19 protein-coding genes are annotated in these 20,235 nt (G+C 56.0%); 11 read left to right on the forward strand and 8 right to left on the reverse strand.

All coding sequences use genetic code 11. From position 1 onward, the window contains the following. Positions 1-22 precede the first annotated feature (22 nt). Both yidA and O1722_RS23265 read right to left on the reverse strand, forming a co-directional pair. Entirely contained in the window at positions 23-835 is an 813-nt protein-coding gene (gene yidA / locus O1722_RS23260; protein ID WP_023295661.1) for a sugar-phosphatase, read from the reverse strand. 113 nt (positions 836-948) lie between these two features. Continuing rightward, a complete protein-coding gene (locus tag O1722_RS23265; RefSeq protein WP_033487037.1) occupies positions 949-1,974 on the reverse strand; it encodes a zinc-dependent alcohol dehydrogenase family protein in 1,026 nt (341 codons plus the stop codon). A 113-nt stretch (positions 1,975-2,087) separates the two neighbouring features. On the opposite strand from O1722_RS23265, the gene O1722_RS23270 reads away from it, so the two are divergent. After that, entirely contained in the window at positions 2,088-3,023 is a 936-nt protein-coding gene (locus O1722_RS23270) for a LysR family transcriptional regulator (RefSeq protein WP_017694028.1), read from the forward strand. A gap of 33 nt (positions 3,024-3,056) precedes the next feature. Here the strand turns inward: O1722_RS23270 and gyrB are convergent, their stop codons facing one another. Genes gyrB through dnaA form a run of 4 tightly spaced genes read right to left on the reverse strand, consistent with a single transcriptional unit; the run spans position 3,057 to position 9,069 of the window. Then, on the reverse strand, positions 3,057-5,468 hold the full coding sequence (gene gyrB / locus O1722_RS23275) for a DNA topoisomerase (ATP-hydrolyzing) subunit B (protein ID WP_033487038.1): 2,412 nt from the start codon (positions 5,466-5,468) through the stop codon (positions 3,057-3,059). 28 nt (positions 5,469-5,496) lie between these two features. After that, positions 5,497-6,570 (reverse strand): DNA replication/repair protein RecF, encoded by a 1,074-nt coding sequence (recF, locus tag O1722_RS23280; protein ID WP_000060091.1) that lies wholly within the window; start codon positions 6,568-6,570, stop codon positions 5,497-5,499. Continuing rightward, positions 6,570-7,670, reverse strand: coding sequence for a DNA polymerase III subunit beta (gene dnaN, locus O1722_RS23285; RefSeq protein ID WP_015570134.1), 1,101 nt, complete (start codon positions 7,668-7,670; stop codon positions 6,570-6,572). The genes recF and dnaN overlap by 1 nt, the downstream gene beginning before the upstream one ends. A gap of 4 nt (positions 7,671-7,674) precedes the next feature. Next, positions 7,675-9,069 (reverse strand): chromosomal replication initiator protein DnaA, encoded by a 1,395-nt coding sequence (dnaA, locus tag O1722_RS23290; protein ID WP_003861124.1) that lies wholly within the window; start codon positions 9,067-9,069, stop codon positions 7,675-7,677. A gap of 601 nt (positions 9,070-9,670) precedes the next feature. On the opposite strand from dnaA, the gene rpmH reads away from it, so the two are divergent. The 9 genes from rpmH (at position 9,671) to O1722_RS23335 (ending at position 17,190) form a co-directional block, all read left to right on the forward strand. Continuing rightward, positions 9,671-9,811 carry a 50S ribosomal protein L34 gene (gene rpmH, locus O1722_RS23295; protein WP_000831330.1) on the forward strand — a complete coding sequence of 47 codons (141 nt, stop codon included), beginning with the start codon at positions 9,671-9,673 and terminating at the stop codon, positions 9,809-9,811. A gap of 16 nt (positions 9,812-9,827) precedes the next feature. Further along, complete coding sequence (rnpA, locus tag O1722_RS23300; protein ID WP_006808764.1) at positions 9,828-10,187, forward strand: ribonuclease P protein component; 360 nt, start codon at positions 9,828-9,830, stop codon at positions 10,185-10,187. Then, complete coding sequence (yidD, locus tag O1722_RS23305) at positions 10,151-10,408, forward strand: membrane protein insertion efficiency factor YidD (protein ID WP_001307474.1); 258 nt, start codon at positions 10,151-10,153, stop codon at positions 10,406-10,408. Before rnpA ends, yidD begins: the two co-directional genes overlap by 37 nt. A 2-nt stretch (positions 10,409-10,410) precedes the next feature. After that, the gene (yidC, locus tag O1722_RS23310; RefSeq protein ID WP_003861138.1) at positions 10,411-12,054 is read left to right on the forward strand and encodes a membrane protein insertase YidC; all 1,644 of its coding nucleotides are present in this window, start codon (positions 10,411-10,413) and stop codon (positions 12,052-12,054) included. Between the two features lie 72 nt (positions 12,055-12,126). After that, positions 12,127-13,491, forward strand: a complete 1,365-nt coding sequence (mnmE, locus tag O1722_RS23315) for a tRNA uridine-5-carboxymethylaminomethyl(34) synthesis GTPase MnmE (protein WP_033487042.1) — start codon at positions 12,127-12,129, stop codon at positions 13,489-13,491. 111 nt (positions 13,492-13,602) lie between these two features. Continuing rightward, positions 13,603-14,778: an MFS transporter gene (locus tag O1722_RS23320; protein WP_015570137.1), complete on the forward strand. Its 1,176-nt coding sequence runs from the start codon at positions 13,603-13,605 to the stop codon at positions 14,776-14,778. Beyond that, positions 14,747-15,718, forward strand: coding sequence for an HTH-type transcriptional regulator YidZ (gene yidZ / locus O1722_RS23325; RefSeq protein ID WP_017383702.1), 972 nt, complete (start codon positions 14,747-14,749; stop codon positions 15,716-15,718). Before O1722_RS23320 ends, yidZ begins: the two co-directional genes overlap by 32 nt. 122 nt (positions 15,719-15,840) lie before the next feature. After that, positions 15,841-16,587 (forward strand): 4'-phosphopantetheinyl transferase family protein, encoded by a 747-nt coding sequence (locus O1722_RS23330; RefSeq protein ID WP_032103312.1) that lies wholly within the window; start codon positions 15,841-15,843, stop codon positions 16,585-16,587. A 36-nt stretch (positions 16,588-16,623) separates the two neighbouring features. Further along, entirely contained in the window at positions 16,624-17,190 is a 567-nt protein-coding gene (locus O1722_RS23335; protein ID WP_003861147.1) for an NADPH-dependent FMN reductase, read from the forward strand. Between the two features lie 88 nt (positions 17,191-17,278). Here the strand turns inward: O1722_RS23335 and adeP are convergent, their stop codons facing one another. Beyond that, positions 17,279-18,616: an adenine permease AdeP gene (adeP, locus tag O1722_RS23340; protein WP_137984248.1), complete on the reverse strand. Its 1,338-nt coding sequence runs from the start codon at positions 18,614-18,616 to the stop codon at positions 17,279-17,281. 165 nt (positions 18,617-18,781) lie between these two features. Here adeP and yieH point away from each other — a divergent pair, with 165 nt between their 5' ends. Further along, the gene (gene yieH / locus O1722_RS23345) at positions 18,782-19,447 is read left to right on the forward strand and encodes a 6-phosphogluconate phosphatase (RefSeq protein ID WP_023295655.1); all 666 of its coding nucleotides are present in this window, start codon (positions 18,782-18,784) and stop codon (positions 19,445-19,447) included. 44 nt (positions 19,448-19,491) lie between these two features. Here the strand turns inward: yieH and phoU are convergent, their stop codons facing one another. After that, positions 19,492-20,217: a phosphate signaling complex protein PhoU gene (gene phoU, locus O1722_RS23350; RefSeq protein WP_003861153.1), complete on the reverse strand. Its 726-nt coding sequence runs from the start codon at positions 20,215-20,217 to the stop codon at positions 19,492-19,494. Between the last annotated feature and the right edge of the window lie 18 nt (positions 20,218-20,235).

Genomic DNA, 20,235 nt, shown 5'->3' on the forward strand with positions numbered 1-20,235 from the left:
GGCTAATCTTTCAAATCACTTGTTACGACAGAACGAATTTCTCGATCGCCCAGGCAACGCCGTCTTCCAGGTTAGATTTAGTCACGAAGTTCGCCACTTCTTTTACCGACGGGATGGCGTTATCCATCGCCACGCCCATGCCCGCATATTCGATCATCGCAATATCGTTTTCCTGGTCGCCCAGCGCCATGATCTCCTCAGGCTTGATGCCCAGCGCATCGGCAAGCGATTTGACGCCCGTGCCTTTATTGACGCGTTTATCGAGGATTTCGAGGAAGTACGGCGCACTTTTCAGCACGGTGTATTTCTCTTTTACCTCAGCCGGAATGCGTGAGATGGCTTTGTCGAGAACCGCAGGTTCATCAATCATCATCACTTTCAGGAACTGGGTCGCCGGGTCCATTTTCTCCGCTTCGCAGAACACCAGTGGAATGGTTGCAACGTAGGACTCGTGCACCGTGTAGTAGCTGATATCGCGGTTGGCGGTGTAAAGCGTATTGCGATCGAGCGCGTGGAAGTGAGAGCCCACGTCGCGGGAGAGTTTTTCCAGGAAACGGTAGTCATCATAGCTCAGTGCAGTTTGCGCCACCGTGCTGCCATCGGCTGCCTTTTGCACCAGCGCGCCGTTATAGGTGATGCAGTAATCGCCAGGCTGGTTCATGTGCAGCTCTTTCAGGTAACTGTGCACCCCGGCATACGGGCGTCCGGTGGTGAGCACCACGTTCACGCCTTTTTCGCGTGCGGCGGCGATCGCATTTTTAACGGCAGGAGAGATAGTGTGGTCTGGCAGCAGCAGCGTGCCGTCCATATCGATTGCAATGAGTTTGATAGCCATGAGGTCCCCGGGATAAATGAGTGCTACCTCATGCTAACGCGATTAAGCACACAAAAATAGAGCTACCTTGCGCAACAAAAAGCCCCTTTTACGTTTATCCCGGGAACGGGAACTCACTCGCGGGTGAGAACGATTTTGCCAAACGCACCGCGATCCAGATGTTCAAGCGCCTGTTCCAGCTCGTCAAAGCGGTAGCGATGCTCAATCACCGGTTTTAACTCCGTGACATCAACAGCACGGACAAAATCTTCCAGCGCCCGGCGGTGTCCAACCCCAATCCCCTGAATGACGGGAGATTTCAGCAACAGCTCGCTTGCAGGCAGAGAAATTTCTGTTCCGGCCAGCACGCCAATGACCGATATCCGCCCATGAACGGCAACGGCGCGCAGGGAATGTCTCAGGTTCTCCCCACCCACCGTTTCGATAATATGGTCGATGCCGCGATCCTGCGTCAGTGCCAGCGTATTTTCAGCCCAGTCGCCTTTCAGTCGGTTGATGCCCTGGCTGGCCCCCAGCTTTTTGGCCCGCGCCAGTTTTTCATTACTCCCCGACGTAACAATAACTTCTGCGCCGTGCGCTTTTGCTATCTGCAAAGCGTATAGCGCCACACCGCCCGTCCCTTGTACCAGCACCGATTGCCCGGCGCGTAAATGACCGCGCTCCACCAGCGCGAACCATGCGGTAAGCCCCGCGCAAGGAAGCGTGCTGGCCTCAGCGTCATCCAGGCTTTCCGGGGACGCCACCAGCGCGTTTTCACTCACAATCACATATTCGGCCAGCATGCCCTGGAAGTATCCACCGGACGTTTTATAGGGCAAATCGCGCGCGTCTGCCTGCGGCTTGCCGTCGATCCATTCCGGGAAGAAGGTTGAGATGACGCGTGCGCCGGGCTTGAAACGCGTAACGCCTTCGCCGATGCTGTCCACCACGCCTGCCATGTCAGATGCTGGAGTAAACGGGAAGGAAAGCGGAATCGGCATCGTGCCTTCAATCACCATTTTATCCCGGTAGTTGAGCGCAACGGCATTAACCCTTACGCGAACCTCCCCCGGGCCTGGCTGTGGAACAGGCTCCTGAACGAGCCTGAGGCTTTCACGACCAAGGGCATCCATTGACCAGCGTTGCATTGTTTCAGTCATTTTTTTCTCCTGTCATCAGATGATTTTCAGTTCTGACAGTCTACCGTTGACTCAGCGTCGCCAGTGGCGATAAGTTTTCCCTTCATTGATGACCAAATTGACACAATCCGTCCATGACCGATACGCTGAAAGATATTCCCGTTTTCGTTGCCTCCGTTGAGGCAGGAAGTTTTGCCCAGGCCGCCGTCCGTCTGCATTTGTCGCGCTCGGCGGTAGGAAAAAGCATTGCTCGTCTTGAAGAGAGGCTGGGGGTTCGTCTGTTTCATCGGACCACCCGCAGTCAGAGGCTGACCGATAACGGCGCGCTTTTTTATGAACGCTGCCTGCGCGCGCTGGAGGAGATCCGTGGCGCTGAATCGCAGCTTGAAACCGGAAAACATCAGGTCAGCGGTCGGCTGCGTGTTGCCGTGCCGGTGCTGTTTGGTCGCCAGTGTATCGCCCCGCTGCTAATAGAGCTGGCGCAGGAGCATCCAGGGCTTGAGCTTGAAATGTCCTTCAGCGACCGCGTCGTGGATCTCGTGGAAGAAGGGTTTGATATGGCGGTGCGCAATGGCGCTCTGGCTGACAGCAGCGTGCTGGTCGCCAGAAGGCTGGGGGAGCACCGGATGGTGCTGTGCGCCGCGCCGGATTATCTGCTTAAGAATGGCCAGCCGCAAACCGTTGATGATTTACGCCAGCATACGGCCATTAACTACACGCGTGCGGGCAGAGTCCTACCCTGGCAGCTGATGGATTACGATGGCACGTCGCGCACGTTTATTCCCCGCTCATCGCTCAATATGGATGATTTGCAGGCGATCTGCGACGCGGCGCTGGCCGGCCACGGCCTTGCATGGTTACCCTGCTGGATGGTCATTAAAGAAATTCAGCAGGGAGATCTTGTCCCGCTCTTAAAGCAGGCCCCGGATGTACGCTTCGACGTTCATGCCGTCTGGCAGCAGACGCCACACCTGCCGCTAAGGGTAAGAATTGCCATAGATATGCTGGTCAAACGTTTACCGGCAGTGATGTCGCTGGAGTTTCCTGCGTCCATAAAAAAGCCGCGCTGAAGCGCGGCCAGTTAGGCTGTCGTAAAGCGACGATTAAATATCGATATTCGCCGCCTTCAGGGCGTTCTCTTCGATGAAGGCGCGACGTGGTTCAACCGCATCGCCCATCAGGGTCGTGAACAGCTGATCCGCTGCGATTGCGTCTTTAACGGTGACGCGCAACATGCGACGGCTTTCCGGATCCATGGTGGTTTCCCACAGCTGATCCGGGTTCATTTCGCCCAGGCCTTTATAACGCTGAATAGAGAGACCACGACGGGACTCTTTTACCAGCCACTCCAGCGCCTGTTCGAAGCTGGCTACCGGCTGACGACGTTCGCCACGTTCGATAAACGCATCGTCTTCGATCAGACCGCGCAGCTTCTCGCCGAGGGTGCAGATACGGCGGTATTCCGGACCGGCCACAAATTCGTGCTCCAGCGGGTAGTCGGTATCGACGCCGTGGGTACGCACGCGGACGATCGGCTCGAACTGCTGCTCAGCGTTCTGCTGGACGTCGAACTTCCACTGGCTGCCATGCTGCTCTTTCTCGTTCAGCTCGCTCACCAGGGTGTTCACCCAGCGGGTGACGGTCTGCTCGTTGCTCAGATCGGCTTCGGTCAGGGTCGGCTGGTAAATCAGCTCTTTCAGCAGCGCTTTCGGATAGCGACGCTCCATACGGCCAATCATTTTCTGCGTGGCGTTGAACTCGGAGACCAGACGCTCCAGCGGCTCACCGGCCAGCGCTGGCGCGCTGGAATTTGCGTGCAGGGTCGCACCATCAAGGGCGATCGCGATTTGGTACTGATCCATCGCGTCGTCATCTTTAATGTACTGTTCCTGCTTGCCTTTCTTCACTTTGTACAGCGGCGGCTGGGCAATGTAGACGTGGCCGCGCTCAACGATTTCCGGCATCTGACGATAGAAGAAGGTCAACAGCAGCGTACGAATGTGCGAGCCGTCGACGTCCGCATCGGTCATGATGATGATGCTGTGATAGCGCAGTTTGTCCGGGTTGTACTCGTCGCGACCAATGCCGCAGCCGAGCGCGGTGATGAGCGTCGCCACTTCCTGAGAAGAGAGCATCTTGTCGAAGCGCGCTTTCTCAACGTTAAGGATTTTACCCTTCAGCGGCAGAATCGCCTGGTTCTTGCGGTTACGGCCCTGCTTCGCAGAACCGCCCGCGGAGTCCCCTTCCACAAGGTACAGTTCAGACAGCGCCGGGTCGCGTTCCTGACAGTCAGCCAGTTTGCCCGGCAGGCCTGCCAGGTCCAGCGCGCCTTTACGACGGGTCATTTCACGCGCTTTACGCGCCGCTTCACGGGCACGCGCCGCATCGATAATTTTACCCACCACGATTTTCGCGTCGGACGGGTTTTCCAGCAGGTATTCGCTCAGCAGTTCGTTCATCTGCTGTTCAACCGCCGATTTCACCTCAGAAGAGACCAGCTTGTCTTTGGTCTGTGAGGAGAACTTCGGATCCGGCACCTTCACGGAGACCACGGCAATCAGGCCTTCACGGGCATCGTCACCGGTGGCGCTGACTTTCGCTTTTTTGCTGTAGCCTTCTTTGTCCATGTAGGCGTTCAGGGTTCGGGTCATCGCCGCGCGGAAGCCCGCCAGGTGCGTACCGCCATCGCGTTGTGGAATGTTGTTGGTGAAGCAGTAGATGTTTTCCTGGAAACCGTCGTTCCACTGCAAGGCCACTTCCACACCGATACCGTCTTTTTCAGTAGAGAAGTAGAAGATATTCGGGTGAATTGGCGTTTTGTTCTTGTTCAGATACTCAACGAACGCCTTGATACCACCTTCGTAATGGAAGTGGTCTTCTTTGTTGTCGCGTTTGTCGCGCAGACGAATCGACACGCCGGAGTTCAGGAACGACAGTTCACGCAGGCGTTTCGCCAGAATGTCGTACTCGAATTCGGTGACGTTGGTGAAGGTTTCGAGGCTCGGCCAGAAACGCACCATGGTACCGGTTTTATCGGTATCACCTGTGACGGCCAGCGGAGCGTCAGGCACGCCGTGCTGGTAGATCTGACGGTGAATTTTGCCTTCGCGCTGGATAACCAGCTCCAGCTTCTGCGACAGGGCATTTACTACGGATACGCCTACGCCGTGCAGACCGCCGGAAACTTTATAGGAGTTATCATCGAACTTACCGCCTGCGTGCAGAACGGTCATGATGACTTCCGCAGCAGATACGCCCTCTTCCGGGTGAATACCAGTTGGGATACCACGACCGTCATCGGTAACGGACACGGAGTTGTCCGCATGGATCGTGACCACGATGTCTTTACAGTGACCCGCGAGCGCTTCGTCGATAGCGTTATCTACCACCTCGAATACCATGTGGTGCAGACCGGTGCCGTCATCCGTGTCGCCGATATACATACCCGGGCGCTTACGCACCGCATCCAGCCCTTTCAGGACTTTGATACTGGAGGAGTCATAAGAATTCGACATCAACGTTTCTCGCTCATTTCAACTTGGGTTAATCCGTTATTTTACCCTTTTCCACGGTAAACATCTTCGAATTTTCATCCGACATGTCTATAACGTGTTCAGCGCTAATGGCGCTGACGAAAACCTGCGACTGCGTGGCTTTTAAGCGGCTGGCAAGCAGCCCGCGCCGCGCGTCGTCAAGTTCCGAGGCAAAATCATCTATCAGGTACAGGCAGCGTCGCCCGCTCTCTCGAGTGAGGAACTCCCCCTGCGCCAGGCGCAGCGCGCACATCAGGAGCTTCAGCTGCCCGCGCGACAGCGTGTCTTCCACCGGCGCACCGTCGGCACGAATGCGGAAATCCGCCTTGTGCGGGCCGTGCGCGGTGTAGGTCAACATGCGATCGCGCTCGAAGCTTCTCTCTAACACCTCGGCATAATCCGTCTCTTTTTCCCAGCCACGCTGGAAAGAGAAGGTGAGAGAGAACTCGGGTAAAAACTGTTTGCAGGTGTCGGCCATGTCTTCGGCGATACCTGCGCTGTATTCGGCACGCCAGCGGCTGATTTGTTCCGCAAGAGGGATGAGTTCCATGTCCCACGGACGCAGCTGAGCGTAGCGCGTGACCTGGCGCAATGCGGCGTTACGCTGTTTAAGCAGACGCTTGAGGTTGCTCCAGGCGTTAAAGAAACCGGCTTCATTGTGAAAGCATCCCCAGTCGAGGAACGCTCTTCTGTATTTGGGGCCGCCGTTGAGTAAAGTAAACCCCTCGGGCGTAATCAGCTGCATCGGCATCAGCAGCGCCAGCTCCGCCACCTTGTGGCCATCGGTGCCGTCGATGCGCACCTTGCTGTCGCCCTGCTTGTCTTTGGTCAGGCCGATGGCGGTTTCCCGCTCTGCGCCCTGCAAACGCCCGTGCAGAACAAAAGATTCCTGCTCGTGGCGAATCACGCGACCAATCTGCAAACTGCGAAACGCCCGGCCGTGGCCGAGCGTATAGATGGCTTCCAGCACGCTGGTTTTGCCGCTGCCGTTCGCGCCAACCAGGAAGTTAAAGCCAGGGGATAAAGCGAGATCCGCGCTTTCGATATTGCGAAAGTCGCGGATCAACAGACGGGTGAGCGACATTACAGTCTCATTGGCATGACAACATAAGCAGCCGACTGTGATGCGGCATCTTCAATCTGTACGCTCGAAACGGAGTCAGTCAGCAGGATGCGAACGTTCTCGCATTTCAGTGCATTCAGCACATCCAGCACATAGCTGACGTTGAAGCCGATTTCCATCTCAGCCCCGGCGTAGGTGACGTCCAGAATCTCTTCTGCCTCTTCCTGCTCCGGGTTGTTGGCGGTGATTTTGATCTGGTTTTCACTCACGTACAGACGTACGCCGCGGAATTTCTCGTTGGAGAGAATAGCGGCACGCGCGAACGCCTGCTTGAGGATGTCGCAACCCGCCTCCAGCGTTTTATCCGGGTTCTTCGGCAATACGCGGCGATAATCCGGGAAACGACCGTCTACCAGCTTCGATGTGAAGACAAAATCGCCCACGTGGGCACGAATATTGTTGCTGCCGATCTGCACGCGCAGCGGCGTTTCACCGCCGTCGAGCATACGCATCAGTTCAATTACGCCTTTACGCGGTACGATCACCGAATGGTTTGGCAGTGAATCGCCAATCGGCATGGAACAAACCGCCAGACGGTGACCGTCGGTCGCCACGGTACGCAGCTCTTCACCTTCGGTTTCGAACAGCATGCCGTTTAAGTAGTAACGAACGTCCTGATGCGCCATGGAGAACTGCGTGGCTTCAATCAGACGCTTCATCGTCGCCTGCGGCAGGGTAAATTCAACTTCGCTCTGCCAGTCATCCAGGTTCGGGAAGTCCGCAGCGGGCAACGTGGAGAGGGAGAAACGGCTGCGGCCAGAGCGCACCAGCATGCGGTCGCCCTCCAGCTGCACTGCGATTTCAGCGCCTTCCGGCAGCCCACGGCAAATATCAAAGAATTTACGTGCCGGAACCGTGGTCGCGCCCGCGTCGTGCGGCTGAGTCAGCGTAACGCGCGCGATCATTTCCATTTCCAGATCTGTGCCGGTCAGCGACAGCGTACCGTCCGCGACCTGAAGCAGCAGGTTTCCAAGAATAGGCAGCGTAGGGCGGCCGCCTAATGGGCCACTCACCTGTTGCAGCGGTTTTAATAAATGTTCACGTTCAACGGTAAATTTCATAGCGTCACGATGATAATGTTCTGATTAAATTGGAAAAATCTTCTTTTATGTCGTGGCTTTCTTCGCGTAACTGCTCGATCTTGCGACAAGCGTGCAGCACGGTCGTATGGTCACGGCCACCAAACGCATCACCGATTTCCGGCAGGCTGTGGTTGGTTAGCTCTTTTGCCAGCGCCATCGCCATCTGACGCGGACGCGCCACCGAGCGGGAACGACGTTTAGACAGTAAATCTGCCACTTTGATCTTGTAGTACTCAGCCACCGTCTTCTGAATATTGTCGATAGTGACCAGTTTTTCCTGCAAAGCCAATAAATCGCGCAGCGCTTCACGCACAAAATCGATGGTGATCGCCCGACCGGTGAAGTTGGCGTTGGCGATAACGCGATTCAGCGCCCCTTCCAGTTCACGCACGTTGGAACGCAGACGCTTGGCAATGAAGAACGCCACTTCACCCGGCAGGCGAATGTCGTTCTCGTCGGCTTTTTTCATCAGGATCGCGACGCGGGTTTCCAGCTCCGGCGGCTCGATCGCCACGGTCAGGCCCCAGCCGAAGCGGGATTTGAGACGATCTTCAACGCCGTTGATCTCTTTTGGATAACGATCCGAGGTCAGAATGATCTGCTGATTGCCTTCCAGCAGGGCGTTAAAGGTATGGAAAAACTCTTCCTGCGATCGTTCTTTATTGGCAAAGAACTGAATGTCATCGATCAGCAGCGCATCAACGGAACGGTAGTAGCGTTTAAACTCTTCGATCGCATTGTTTTGCAGGGCTTTTACCATGTCCTGAACGAAGCGTTCGGAGTGCATATACACCACTTTCGCATTGGGCTTACGCGCCATAATGCCGTTACCCACCGCATGCAGCAGGTGCGTTTTACCGAGACCCGTGCCGCCATACAGAAACAGCGGGTTGTAAGCGCCACCGGGGTTATCGGCTACCTGGCGAGCCGCCGCGCGCGCCAGCTGGTTCGACTTACCTTCAACGAAGTTATCGAACGTGTGTTTCACGTTAACGTTAGAGCGGTAGGTAGGCTCAGCGGGGGCCGGAACGTTATCCCAGCCCTGACGAGCCGGTGCAACGCGAGGCGCTGGCGCGGGCGCCGCCTGTGCAGGGGCTGCCACATTGACAACTTCACGAACGGTTTGGGTGACCGGCTTTGTGCCCACTTCAAAACGCAGCTGTGGGGCATCTGACCCGCAGAAATCGTTCAGCAGTCCATTGATGTTATTAAGGTATTTATCCCTTACCCAATCGAGCACGAAACGGTTTGGCGCATACAAAGCCAGCGTGTTATCGCTCAGTTCCGCCTGCAACGGGCGGATCCACATACTGAATTCTGTGGCTGGTAACTCATCCTGCAATCGGGCAAGACACTGCTGCCAAAGCGAAAGTGACACGGCGGACTCCACTCGAACAATAAAAGAAAACTATTGAATATTCATGATTGTTGGCGCACATCGACATGACCCTGTGCAAAAGGGTGATGTGCGAACCGCTATCTGCGGTTATACCCGGCCTGGATCGCTGGATCCCGATCGGGACCGCGGATCATAGCCTAAACTGAGCCAGAGATCTTCTGTTTCTCACAGATTCTTCCCGATTTATCCACAGGAAGATCCGGAATCGGGTAAGTGTAAACGATCCTGACGCGAGTGCCTCGCGATTTAGGCCGCATATTGGAAAATTTAATGAGCACAGACAATTTTTGGCTTAAATGATCTAACGAAGATCCGGGACGATCCTTGCGCTTTATCGTTGAGCCCGTATAATCCTCGACCCGGCGCGTGATGCTCATCTTCCTGCGTCGTCCGCTGCTCATTTTCCACGCGAAAACGTGCGGAAATACACAGGGATTTAAGGAAAGAGAATTGACTCCGGAGTGTACAATTATTACAATCCGGCCTCTTTAATCACCCACGGCTTCGGCGTCCGTCATTCGAAACTCGGTCGGGCATCCGCAAAAGTCATGAATTTTTTCAAGTTTAGGTAGAAATCGCCATGAAACGCACTTTTCAACCGTCTGTACTGAAGCGCAACCGTTCTCACGGCTTCCGTGCTCGTATGGCTACTAAAAATGGTCGTCAGGTTCTGGCACGTCGTCGTGCTAAAGGCCGCGCTCGTCTGACCGTTTCCAAGTAATAAAGCTAACCCCTGAGTGGTTAAGCTCGCATTTCCCAGGGAGTTACGTTTGTTAACTCCCACTCATTTCACTTTCGTCTTCCAGCAGCCATTACGGGCTGGCACGCCGCAAATCACCATCCTCGGCCGCCAAAATTCGCTGGGGCATCCCCGCATCGGTCTCACAGTCGCCAAGAAAAACGTTAAGCGTGCGCATGAACGCAACCGGATTAAACGTCTGACGCGTGAAAGCTTCCGTTTACGTCAGCACGAACTGCCTTCAATGGATTTCGTGGTGGTGGCTAAAAAAGGGGTTGCCGACCTCGATAACCGTGCTCTCTCGGAAGCGTTGGAAAAATTATGGCGCCGCCACTGTCGCCTGGCTCGCGGGTCCTGATAGCCCTCATTCGGGTCTATCAACGCCTGATTAGTCCGCTACTCGGGCCACACTGCCGTTTCACGCCAACATGCTCAAGCTACGGAATTGAGGCATTGCGCAGGTTTGGAGTGATAAAAGGCAGTTGGTTGACGGTGAAACGCGTATTAAAATGCCACCCTTTACACCCAGGTGGAGACGACCCCGTCCCTCCAGGACCTTTTGATACCAGAGAACACTAACGATGGATTCGCAACGCAATCTTCTTATCATCGCTTTGTTGTTCGTGTCTTTCATGATCTGGCAGGCATGGGAGCAGGATAAAAATCCTCAACCCCAGCAGCAGACCACGCAGACCACGACCACCGCAGCGGGTAGCGCCGCCGACCAGGGCGTACCGGCCAGTGGCCAGGGGAAACAGATTACGGTTAAGACCGATGTGCTTGAGCTGACTATCAACACCCGTGGTGGTGATGTTGAGCAGGCGCTGCTGTTGACCTACCCGAAAGAGCTGAAGTCTACCGAACCGTTCCAGTTACTGGAAACCACGCCTGAATTTATCTACCAGGCGCAGAGCGGCCTGACCGGTCGTGATGGCCCGGATAACCCGGCTAACGGTGCGCGTCCACTGTATAACGTCGAGAATGACACGTTTGTGCTGGCTGATGGTCAGAACGAACTGGTTATCCCGATGACCTACACCGACGCGGCAGGCAACACCTTCACCAAAACCTTCACCCTGAAACGCGGTGAGTATGCGGTGAACGTGGGCTACAGCGTACAGAACGCCGGTGCGAAACCGCTGGAAATCTCTACCTTTGGTCAGCTGAAGCAGTCCATCAATCTGCCGTCTCACCGTGACACCGGAAGCAGCAACTTTGCGCTGCATACCTTCCGTGGCGCGGCTTACTCCACGCCAGATACCAAGTACGAGAAATACAAATTCGACACCATTGCCGATAATGAAAACCTGAACGTCAGCTCTAAAGGCGGTTGGGTCGCAATGCTGCAACAGTATTTCGCGACGGCGTGGGTACCGAATAACGACGGTACGAACAACTTCTACACCGCGAACCTCGGCAACGGTATTGCAGCCATCGGCTACAAATCTCAGCCGGTTCTGGTGCAGCCGGGTCAAACCGGTAAACTGGCAAGCACCCTGTGGGTCGGCCCGGAAATCCAGGACAAAATGGCTGCCGTTGCGCCGCACCTGGATCTGACCGTCGATTACGGTTGGTTGTGGTTCATCTCTCAGCCGCTGTTTAAGCTGCTGAAGTTCATCCACAGCTTCCTGGGTAACTGGGGCTTCTCCATCATCGTTATCACCTTTATCGTTCGTGGCATCATGTACCCGCTGACTAAAGCGCAGTACACCTCCATGGCGAAGATGCGTATGCTACAGCCGAAGATTCAGGCTATGCGTGAGCGTCTGGGCGATGACAAACAGCGTCAGAGCCAGGAGATGATGGCCCTGTATAAAGCAGAGAAAGTGAACCCACTGGGTGGTTGCTTCCCGCTGCTGATTCAGATGCCAATCTTCCTTGCGCTGTACTACATGCTGATGGGTTCCGTTGAGCTGCGCCACGCGCCGTTCGCCCTGTGGATCCATGACCTGTCCGCACAGGACCCGTACTACATCCTGCCGATCCTGATGGGCGTGACGATGTTCTTCATTCAGAAGATGTCTCCGACCACCGTGACCGACCCGATGCAGCAGAAGATCATGACCTTTATGCCGGTCATCTTCACCGTGTTCTTCCTGTGGTTCCCGTCAGGTCTGGTGCTGTACTATATCGTCAGCAACCTGGTGACCATCATCCAGCAGCAGCTGATTTACCGTGGTCTGGAAAAACGTGGCCTGCATAGCCGCGAAAAGAAAAAGTCCTGATTCGGTAACTTAACGCTAAAATAAGGGCGGTCGATTGACCGCCTTTTTTATTTGTATTGAACGAGAGCAACCATGAGCCATAACGACACTATCGTCGCCCAGGCAACCCCACCGGGACGCGGTGGTGTAGGCATTCTGCGCATCTCCGGCCTGAAGGCGCGTGAGGTGGCCGAAGCGGTGCTGGGTAAACTGCCAAAGCCGCGCTACGCTGATTATCTGCCGTTTAAGGATGCCGACGGCACACCGCTGGACCAGGGCATCGCGCTGTGGTTCCCCGGCCCAAACTCCTTCACCGGCGAAGACGTGCTGGAGCTTCAGGGTCACGGCGGCCCGGTGATCCTCGACCTGCTGTTAAAACGTATTCTGACCCTGCCTGGCCTGCGCATTGCAAAGCCGGGTGAGTTCTCCGAGCGTGCTTTCCTCAACGATAAGCTCGACCTGGCGCAGGCCGAGGCGATTGCCGACCTGATCGACGCCAGTTCCGAACAGGCAGCCCGCTCCGCGCTGAACTCGTTGCAGGGGGCATTTTCCGCACGCGTGAATCACCTTGTGGAAGCACTTACTCACCTGCGAATCTATGTCGAAGCGGCTATCGACTTCCCGGACGAGGAGATCGACTTCCTCTCAGACGGTAAAATTGAAGCTCAGCTCAACCAGGTGATGAACGATCTCGATGCCGTTCGCGCCGAAGCGCGCCAGGGCAGCCTGCTACGTGAAGGAATGAAGGTGGTGATTGCTGGTCGCCCCAATGCCGGAAAATCGAGCCTGCTGAACGCCCTGGCGGGCCGTGAAGCGGCGATCGTGACCGACATAGCCGGCACCACCCGCGATGTCCTGCGCGAGCATATCCATATCGACGGCATGCCGCTGCACATCATCGACACCGCTGGCCTGCGCGATGCGAGCGATGAAGTCGAGCGTATCGGTATCGAACGCGCCTGGCAGGAGATCGAGCAGGCCGACCGCGTGCTGTTTATGGTGGACGGCACGACAACCGACGCCGTTGACCCGGCTGAAATCTGGCCAGACTTTATCGCCCGTCTCCCGGCTAAACTGCCGATCACCGTGGTGCGCAACAAGGCCGACATTACCGGCGAAACGCTGGGCATCAGCGATGTGAATGGTCACTCACTTATTCGCCTGTCGGCCCGTACCGGTGAAGGCGTGGAAGCCCTGCGTAGCCATCTCAAACAGAGCATGGGCTTCGACACCAGTATGGAGGGCGGCTTCCTGGCACGTCGTCGTCACTTGCAGGCGCTGGAAGAGGCGGCTCGCCACCTTGAGCAGGGTAAAGCCCAGCTGATCGGCGCGTGGGCCGGTGAACTGCTGGCGGAAGAGCTGCGTCTGGCGCAGCAGAACCTGAGCGAGATCACCGGGGAGTTTACATCGGACGATCTGCTGGGACGGATTTTCTCGAGCTTCTGCATTGGTAAGTAATTCCCGTTAATACAGGGTGATTTCCTCCAGGGAAATCACCATTGTCCAAATGGCAACTCGCTTAATCCCTCCACGCCCCCTATCCTGCTTGCCTGCATCTATGGGGGATTTATGGCTCGTTTTCTGTTCTGTAGTTTTGCGCTGGTTCTGCTGTATCCGTCCGGCATTGATATGTATCTGGTGGGGCTACCGCATATTGCCCGCGATCTGGGCGCCAGCGAGGCGCAACTGCACATCGCGTTTTCGGCCTACCTCGCGGGAATGGCGTCGTCGATGGTATTTGCCGGGAAAATCGCGGATAAAGCAGGCCGTCAGCCCGTCGCCATTACGGGTGCAGTTATCTTTGCGCTGGCATCAGTACTGTCTTCAGTAGCTCAGGAAAGCACAATGTTCCTGTCAGGCCGTTTTATCCAGGGCATTGGCGCGGGTGGCTGTTACGTGGTGGCGTTTGCTATTCTTCGCGATACCTTAAGCGCCCAGCGCCGCGCTAAAGTGCTGTCGATGCTGAACGGCATTACCTGCATCATCCCGGTGCTGGCACCGGTTGTTGGCTACCTGATTATGCTTAAATTTCCGTGGCAGAGTCTTTTCTGGACCATGGCCGCAATGGGCGCCATCGTCTTTATCCTGTCCGTGACGGTGCTGAAAGAGACCCATCCCGGTTCGCAACAGCCATATCACACCGCAACCCTCCATCCGGCTGAAAAGCTGATGAATCGCTTTTTCCTGAGTCGGCTGACAATCACAACGCTTAGCGTGGCGGTGATCCTCACCTATGTAAACGTTTCCCCGGTGTTGCTGATGGAGACGATGGGCTTCGATCGCGGTGAGTATTCGACGGTGATGGCGCTAACCGCGATGGTGAGCATGGCGGTTTCATTCTCCACGCCCTTTGCGCTCAACATCTTCCGCCAGCGCACGCTGATGCTCACCTCACAGACGCTGTTCCTCGCCGCAGGCGTGATCCTGGCGACCGCCACCTCACACGCTGTAATGCTGGTGGGCATTACTCTGATCTGCGCCGGATTCTCCGTCGGCTTTGGTGTGGCGATGAGTCAGGCGCTTGGCCCGTTTTCGCTGCGGGCTGGCGTGGCAAGCTCGGTGCTGGGCATTGCGCAGGTCTGCGGTTCGTCACTGTGGATTTGGCTGGCGGCGGTGATCGGCCTTAACGCGCTGAATATGCTGATCGGGGTTCTGATTGGCTGTAGCATACTCTGCATTACCTTACTTATGGTCATCCAGCCCGCGGCGCACTATGAAGAAGCCCATCAGCAGTCTCGATCTTAATCTTTTACTTTGCCTGCAACTTTTGTTGCAGGAGCGCAGCGTCACCAAAGCCGCGAAGCGGATGAACGTGACGCCGTCCGCGGTGAGTAAATCGCTGGCGAAGCTGCGCGACTGGTTCGACGATCCGCTGTTTGTGAAAACGCCTTTAGGGCTATTGCCCACACCGCTGACGGTGAGTCTGGAACAGGATTTGGCCGACTGGATGCAGATTGGCAACCAGATCCTCGATAAATTCCACCATAGCTCTCCTGGCGGGCTTAAGTTTGTGCTCGCCGCCGAAACACCGCTGATGCTGATCCGCTTTAATACCCTGCTGGAGCAGGTGAATGAACGCTACCCACAGGCGACGGTGAAGCTGCGCCAATGGGATTACGATTCGCTGGACGCCATTACGCGCGGAGAAGTGGATCTGGGCTTCACCGGGCGTGAAACGCACCCTCGCTCGCGCGAACTGCTAAAGCTGATGCCGTGGTTTATCGACTACGAAATCCTGTTCAGTGACCGTCCGTGCGTGTATTTGCGCGAGGATCATCCCGCGCTCCAGGAAGCATGGGATCTGGAGACGTTTCTGCGCTACCCGCATATCAGCATCTTCTGGGAACGCAGCGACACCTGGGCGCTCGATGAGGTGCTAAGAGAGATGGGTCGGGAGCGTAACATCGCCATGAGTTTGCCCGGTTTTGAACAGTCGATGTTTATGGCGGCCCAGCCGGATCACAACTACATTGCCACTGCGCCGCACTACTGCCATCACTACAATCAACTCCACCAGCGTAATCTGGTCTGTCTGCCCATTCCCATCGATGAGGCGCAGGCAGAAAAGCTCACCGTCCCCTTCACGCTGATCTGGCATAAACGGAACAGCCATAATCCGAAAATCCTCTGGCTACGCGAGACGATCAAAGCGCTGTATACCGCACCAGGTCAGGTTTTTGCCTAAGATAATGTAAAGTTCGGTGCTCAGGCTTCTCTTATTTCCATTTACTGATTAAAACAGAAGCTGAGTTAAGCGATAATCATGTAACCGTTTAACCGACTACGACCATTATCAAGGAGCGAAAAATGGCTACGCACTTTGCACGAGGAACATTAACGGAAGGGCATCTCGTATCGGCCAGACTTTCTTCAGCCTGTCACAATGAGGCGCTCAAACTACCTGAACACCGCAGGACGCGGTTTTTAGCTTCCAGAGCGCTCCTCGCAGAACTGCTTTTTATGCTCTACGGCACCAGCGAATTACCGGACATACTCACCCAGCCAGAAGGTCGCCCGGTTTTTGCGGACCCGGCACTCCCCCATTTTTCCATTGCGTACACCGGCAACATTGTTGGCGTCGCGCTGACGACGGAAGGTGATTGCGGCCTGGATATGGAGCTACAACGCGTCACGCGCAGCTTCCATGGTGCTAACGCGCTCGATGAATACCCGCTCTCCAGCAATGAAAAGCTGTGGATACGTAACCAGAACGACCCCGTTGAAGCCAGAGCGCAGCTCATTACCCTTCGCCAGAGCATCCGCAAACTGAGCGGCGCGGCGTCAGACGACGCCAGCCTGTTGCAGCTGCTCCCCGGCTCCGGACGCCTGCGCGCGACAAAAGCCTCGCTGGTAGAGGCGCTCTGCGACGCTGAGGACGTACTGATCTGGTCCGTTGCGGTGACCCCCGCCATCGAACGGCTGAAAATCTGGGAGTTTGACAGCACTCGCGGTTGGCGTAGTCTTCCGGATGTACCTGAGCGCGCCAACGAGCCCGCCGCGCGCCTGATGCGATTAACCAGTTTACCGGCAGAAAAAGCATACACCCATAGCTGATCCGTCCAGGATCATCATGATGAAACAGGAGTAATCATGTCTGATACGTTGAAAGTTGTTACGTTACTGGGAAGCCTGCGCAAAGGTTCTTTTAACGGGATGGTTGCCCGTACGCTGCCGCAGCTGGCGCCTGCGGGAATGGAGATCAGTGCCCTGCCGTCCATTGGCGACATCCCGCTTTATGATGCTGACGTTCAGCAGGAAGAAGGGTTCCCGCAGAGTGTGGAAGCGATAGCCGAGCAAATCCGTCAGGCTGACGGCGTGGTGATTGTGACGCCTGAGTATAACTACTCGGTGCCGGGTGGTTTGAAGAACGCCATTGACTGGCTGTCCCGTTTACCGGAGCAGCCGCTGTCTGGTAAACCTGTGCTGATCCAGACCAGCTCAATGGGCGCCATCGGCGGCGCGCGCTGCCAGTATCACCTGCGTCAGATCCTGGTGTTCCTGGATGCGATGGTGATGAACAAGCCGGAATTTATGGGCGGCGTGATTCAGAACAAGGTCGACCCGCAGACGGGTGAAGTGGTGGATCAGAGTACGCGTGACCATCTCTCTGGCCAGCTGACCGCGTTTGGGGATTATATTAAGCGGGTGAAGGCCTGATAAAAAAGCCCGGTGGCGCTAGCGCTTACCGGGCCTACACTCGTCAGTAGGTCAGGTAAGCGAAGCGCCACCTGACACCACCAGCATCTTAGTGTGCATCAATAAACACAATCTTCAGCACAAACAGCAGCGCCACAATAATCACGCACGGGCTAAGTTCGCGGAAGCGGCCGGTACCGATCTTCATCACGCAGTAAGAGATAAAGCCCAGCGCGATACCTTCGGTGATCGAGAAGCTGAACGGCATCATCACCGCGGTAATAAATGCCGGAACGGCTTCCGTCAGATCTTCCCACTTCACGCGCGCCAGGCTTGAGGTCATCAGCACGCCGACGTAGATCAGCGCGCCGGCTGCCGCGTATGGTGGCACCATCCCCGCCAGCGGAGAGAGGAAGATCACCAGCAGGAATAGCAGACCCACAACTACCGCCGTCAGGCCGGTACGACCACCCACGGACACACCGGAAGAGGATTCAATGTAAGCGGTAACAGACGAGGTACCGATGAAAGAGCCAGCAACGGAAGAGATGCTATCCACATACAGCGCCTGCTTCATGCGCGGGAATTTGCCTTTTTCATCTGCCAGACCCGCTTTGTCGGTCACGCCAATCAGCGTACCGGAGGAGTCAAACAGGTTGACCAGCATGAAGGAGAAAATCACCCCGGCCAGTCCCAGGTTCAGCGAGCCCGCCAGATCAACGTGGCCAATCACGGTAGAGACGCTCGGTGGCGCAGAGACGATACCGCTGTAATGCACGTCACCCAGCATCCAGCCCAGCAGCGTGGTCACAATGATAGAGACCAGCACCGCAGCATGGATGTTGCGCGATGCCAGGATCGCGATGATAAAGAAGCCCAGCACGCCCAGCAGCACGCTGTGAGAGGTCAGGTTACCAATGCTCACCAGCGTTTCCGGGTTCGCCACGATAACGCCAGCGTTTTTCAGCCCCATCATGCCGATGAACAGACCGATACCGCTGGTGATGCCCACGCGCAGGCTCACGGGAATGTTCGCAATCATCCAGTAGCGCACGCGGAAGATGGTCAGCAGCAGCAGGCCGACCGCGCCCCAGAAAATAGCGCCCATCCCAACCTGCCACGGCAGGCCCATCGCCTGAACCACCACGAACGCAAAGAACGCATTCAGGCCCATTGCCGGGGCCAGCGCCACGGGCAGATTAGCGAAAACGCCCATCAGGATGCTGCCAAGGGCCGCGATCAGACAGGTGGTTACAAAGACGGCGCTGGTGTCCATGCCAGCCACGCCCAGAATTTGCGGGTTAACGAAAACGATATAGACCATCGTCAGGAAGGTAGTAAAACCGGCGATCACTTCGGTGCGTGCCGTTGTGCCGTGCTCGCGCAGTTTGAACACGCGCTCAAGCAGCCCCTGACCAGATGTCTGGGTAGTGTGTTGTTGACTCATCATCAATTTCCGAACAAGGAGGGAAAATTCGTCGCTATCCTATACCAAAATGCGACAATAGTGGCGGTTACGGGATACTTTTTTCATTGATTTTGCTTATACGGCAACGATTGCGTCCCGGTGAACTGCCGTACGAAAACGTTAAACTTGTTAAAAGGGAAAGGCATGTCCGGAATTGAAGCGGTATTTTTCGACTGTGACGGTACGCTGGTCGACAGTGAGGTCATTTGTTCCCGCGCGTATGTCGCCATGTTCCATGAATTTGGTATTACGCTCGATCTCGAAGAGGTGTTCAAACGCTTTAAGGGCGTGAAGCTGTACGAGATCATCGACATCATTAACGAAGAGCACGGGGTGGATCTGGTGAAAGCGGATCTGGAACCGGTGTACCGCGCCGAGGTCGCACGCCTCTTCGACGCCGAGCTGGAAGTTATCGCCGGCGCTAACGCGCTGCTGGATGCGATGACGGTGCCGATCTGCGTGGTCTCTAACGGACCGGTCAGCAAAATGCAGCACTCGCTCGGCAAGCTGGAGATGTTGCACCACTTCCCGGAAAAACTGTTCAGCGGCTACGATATCCAGCGCTGGAAGCCCGATCCGGCGCTGATGTTCCACGCGGCGAAGGCGATGAACGTCAACGTGGAGAACTGCATTCTGGTGGATGACTCATCTGCCGGCGCGCAGTCAGGGATTGATGCGGGGATGGAGGTATTTTACTTCTGCGCCGATCCGCACAACAAGCCGATCGACCATCCAAAAGTGACAACCTTTACCGATCTGGCGCAACTGCCAGCGTTGTGGAAGGCGCGCGGGTGGGATATTACGCGTTGAATTAACGTAGGGCGGGTAAGCGTTAGCGCCACCCGCCACACATATCACTCTTTCGGATCTTTACCCGCCAGCAGCTTGTCCAGCTCGTCGCCGCCCACGTGTCGGAAATCCTGCCCCTTCACGAAATAGAAAATGTATTCGCAAATGTTCTGGCAACGGTCACCGATACGCTCGATGGAGCGCGCACAGAACAGCGCGGTCAGTACGCTTGGAATGGTACGAGAATCTTCCATCATGTAGGTCATCAGCTGACGCACAATGCCTTCGTATTCCTGGTCAACTTTCTTGTCTTCACGGTAGATACGGACCGCTTCGTCCAGATCCATGCGCGCGAAAGCGTCCAGCACGTCGTGCAGCATCTGCACGGTGTGGCGCCCGAGAGACTCCAGGCTCACCAGCAGCGGCTGGTGCTGCTGGGAGAATTTCTCCAGCGCGGTACGGCAGATTTTATCCGCCACGTCACCGATACGCTCCAGCTCGGCGATGGTTTTGATGATCGCCATCACCAGACGCAGGTCGCTCGCCGTCGGCTGACGCTTCGCAATGATGCGCACGCAGGCTTCGTCGATGGCGACTTCCATCATATTGACGTTGTGGTCGCCTTCAATAACGCGCTTCGCCAGCTCGCTGTCCTGGTTGTGCATCGCCGTGATCGCGTCAGAAAGCTGCTGCTCGACCATGCCGCCCATGGTCATCACCTGGGTGCGAATGCTTTCCAGCTCTGCGTTAAACTGGCCGGAAATGTGTTTATTAAGATTGAGGTTGTCCATGGTTTCTCCACATGCACT

It is taken from the genome of Enterobacter cloacae complex sp. HYC003_NIDB, assembly GCF_056673375.1.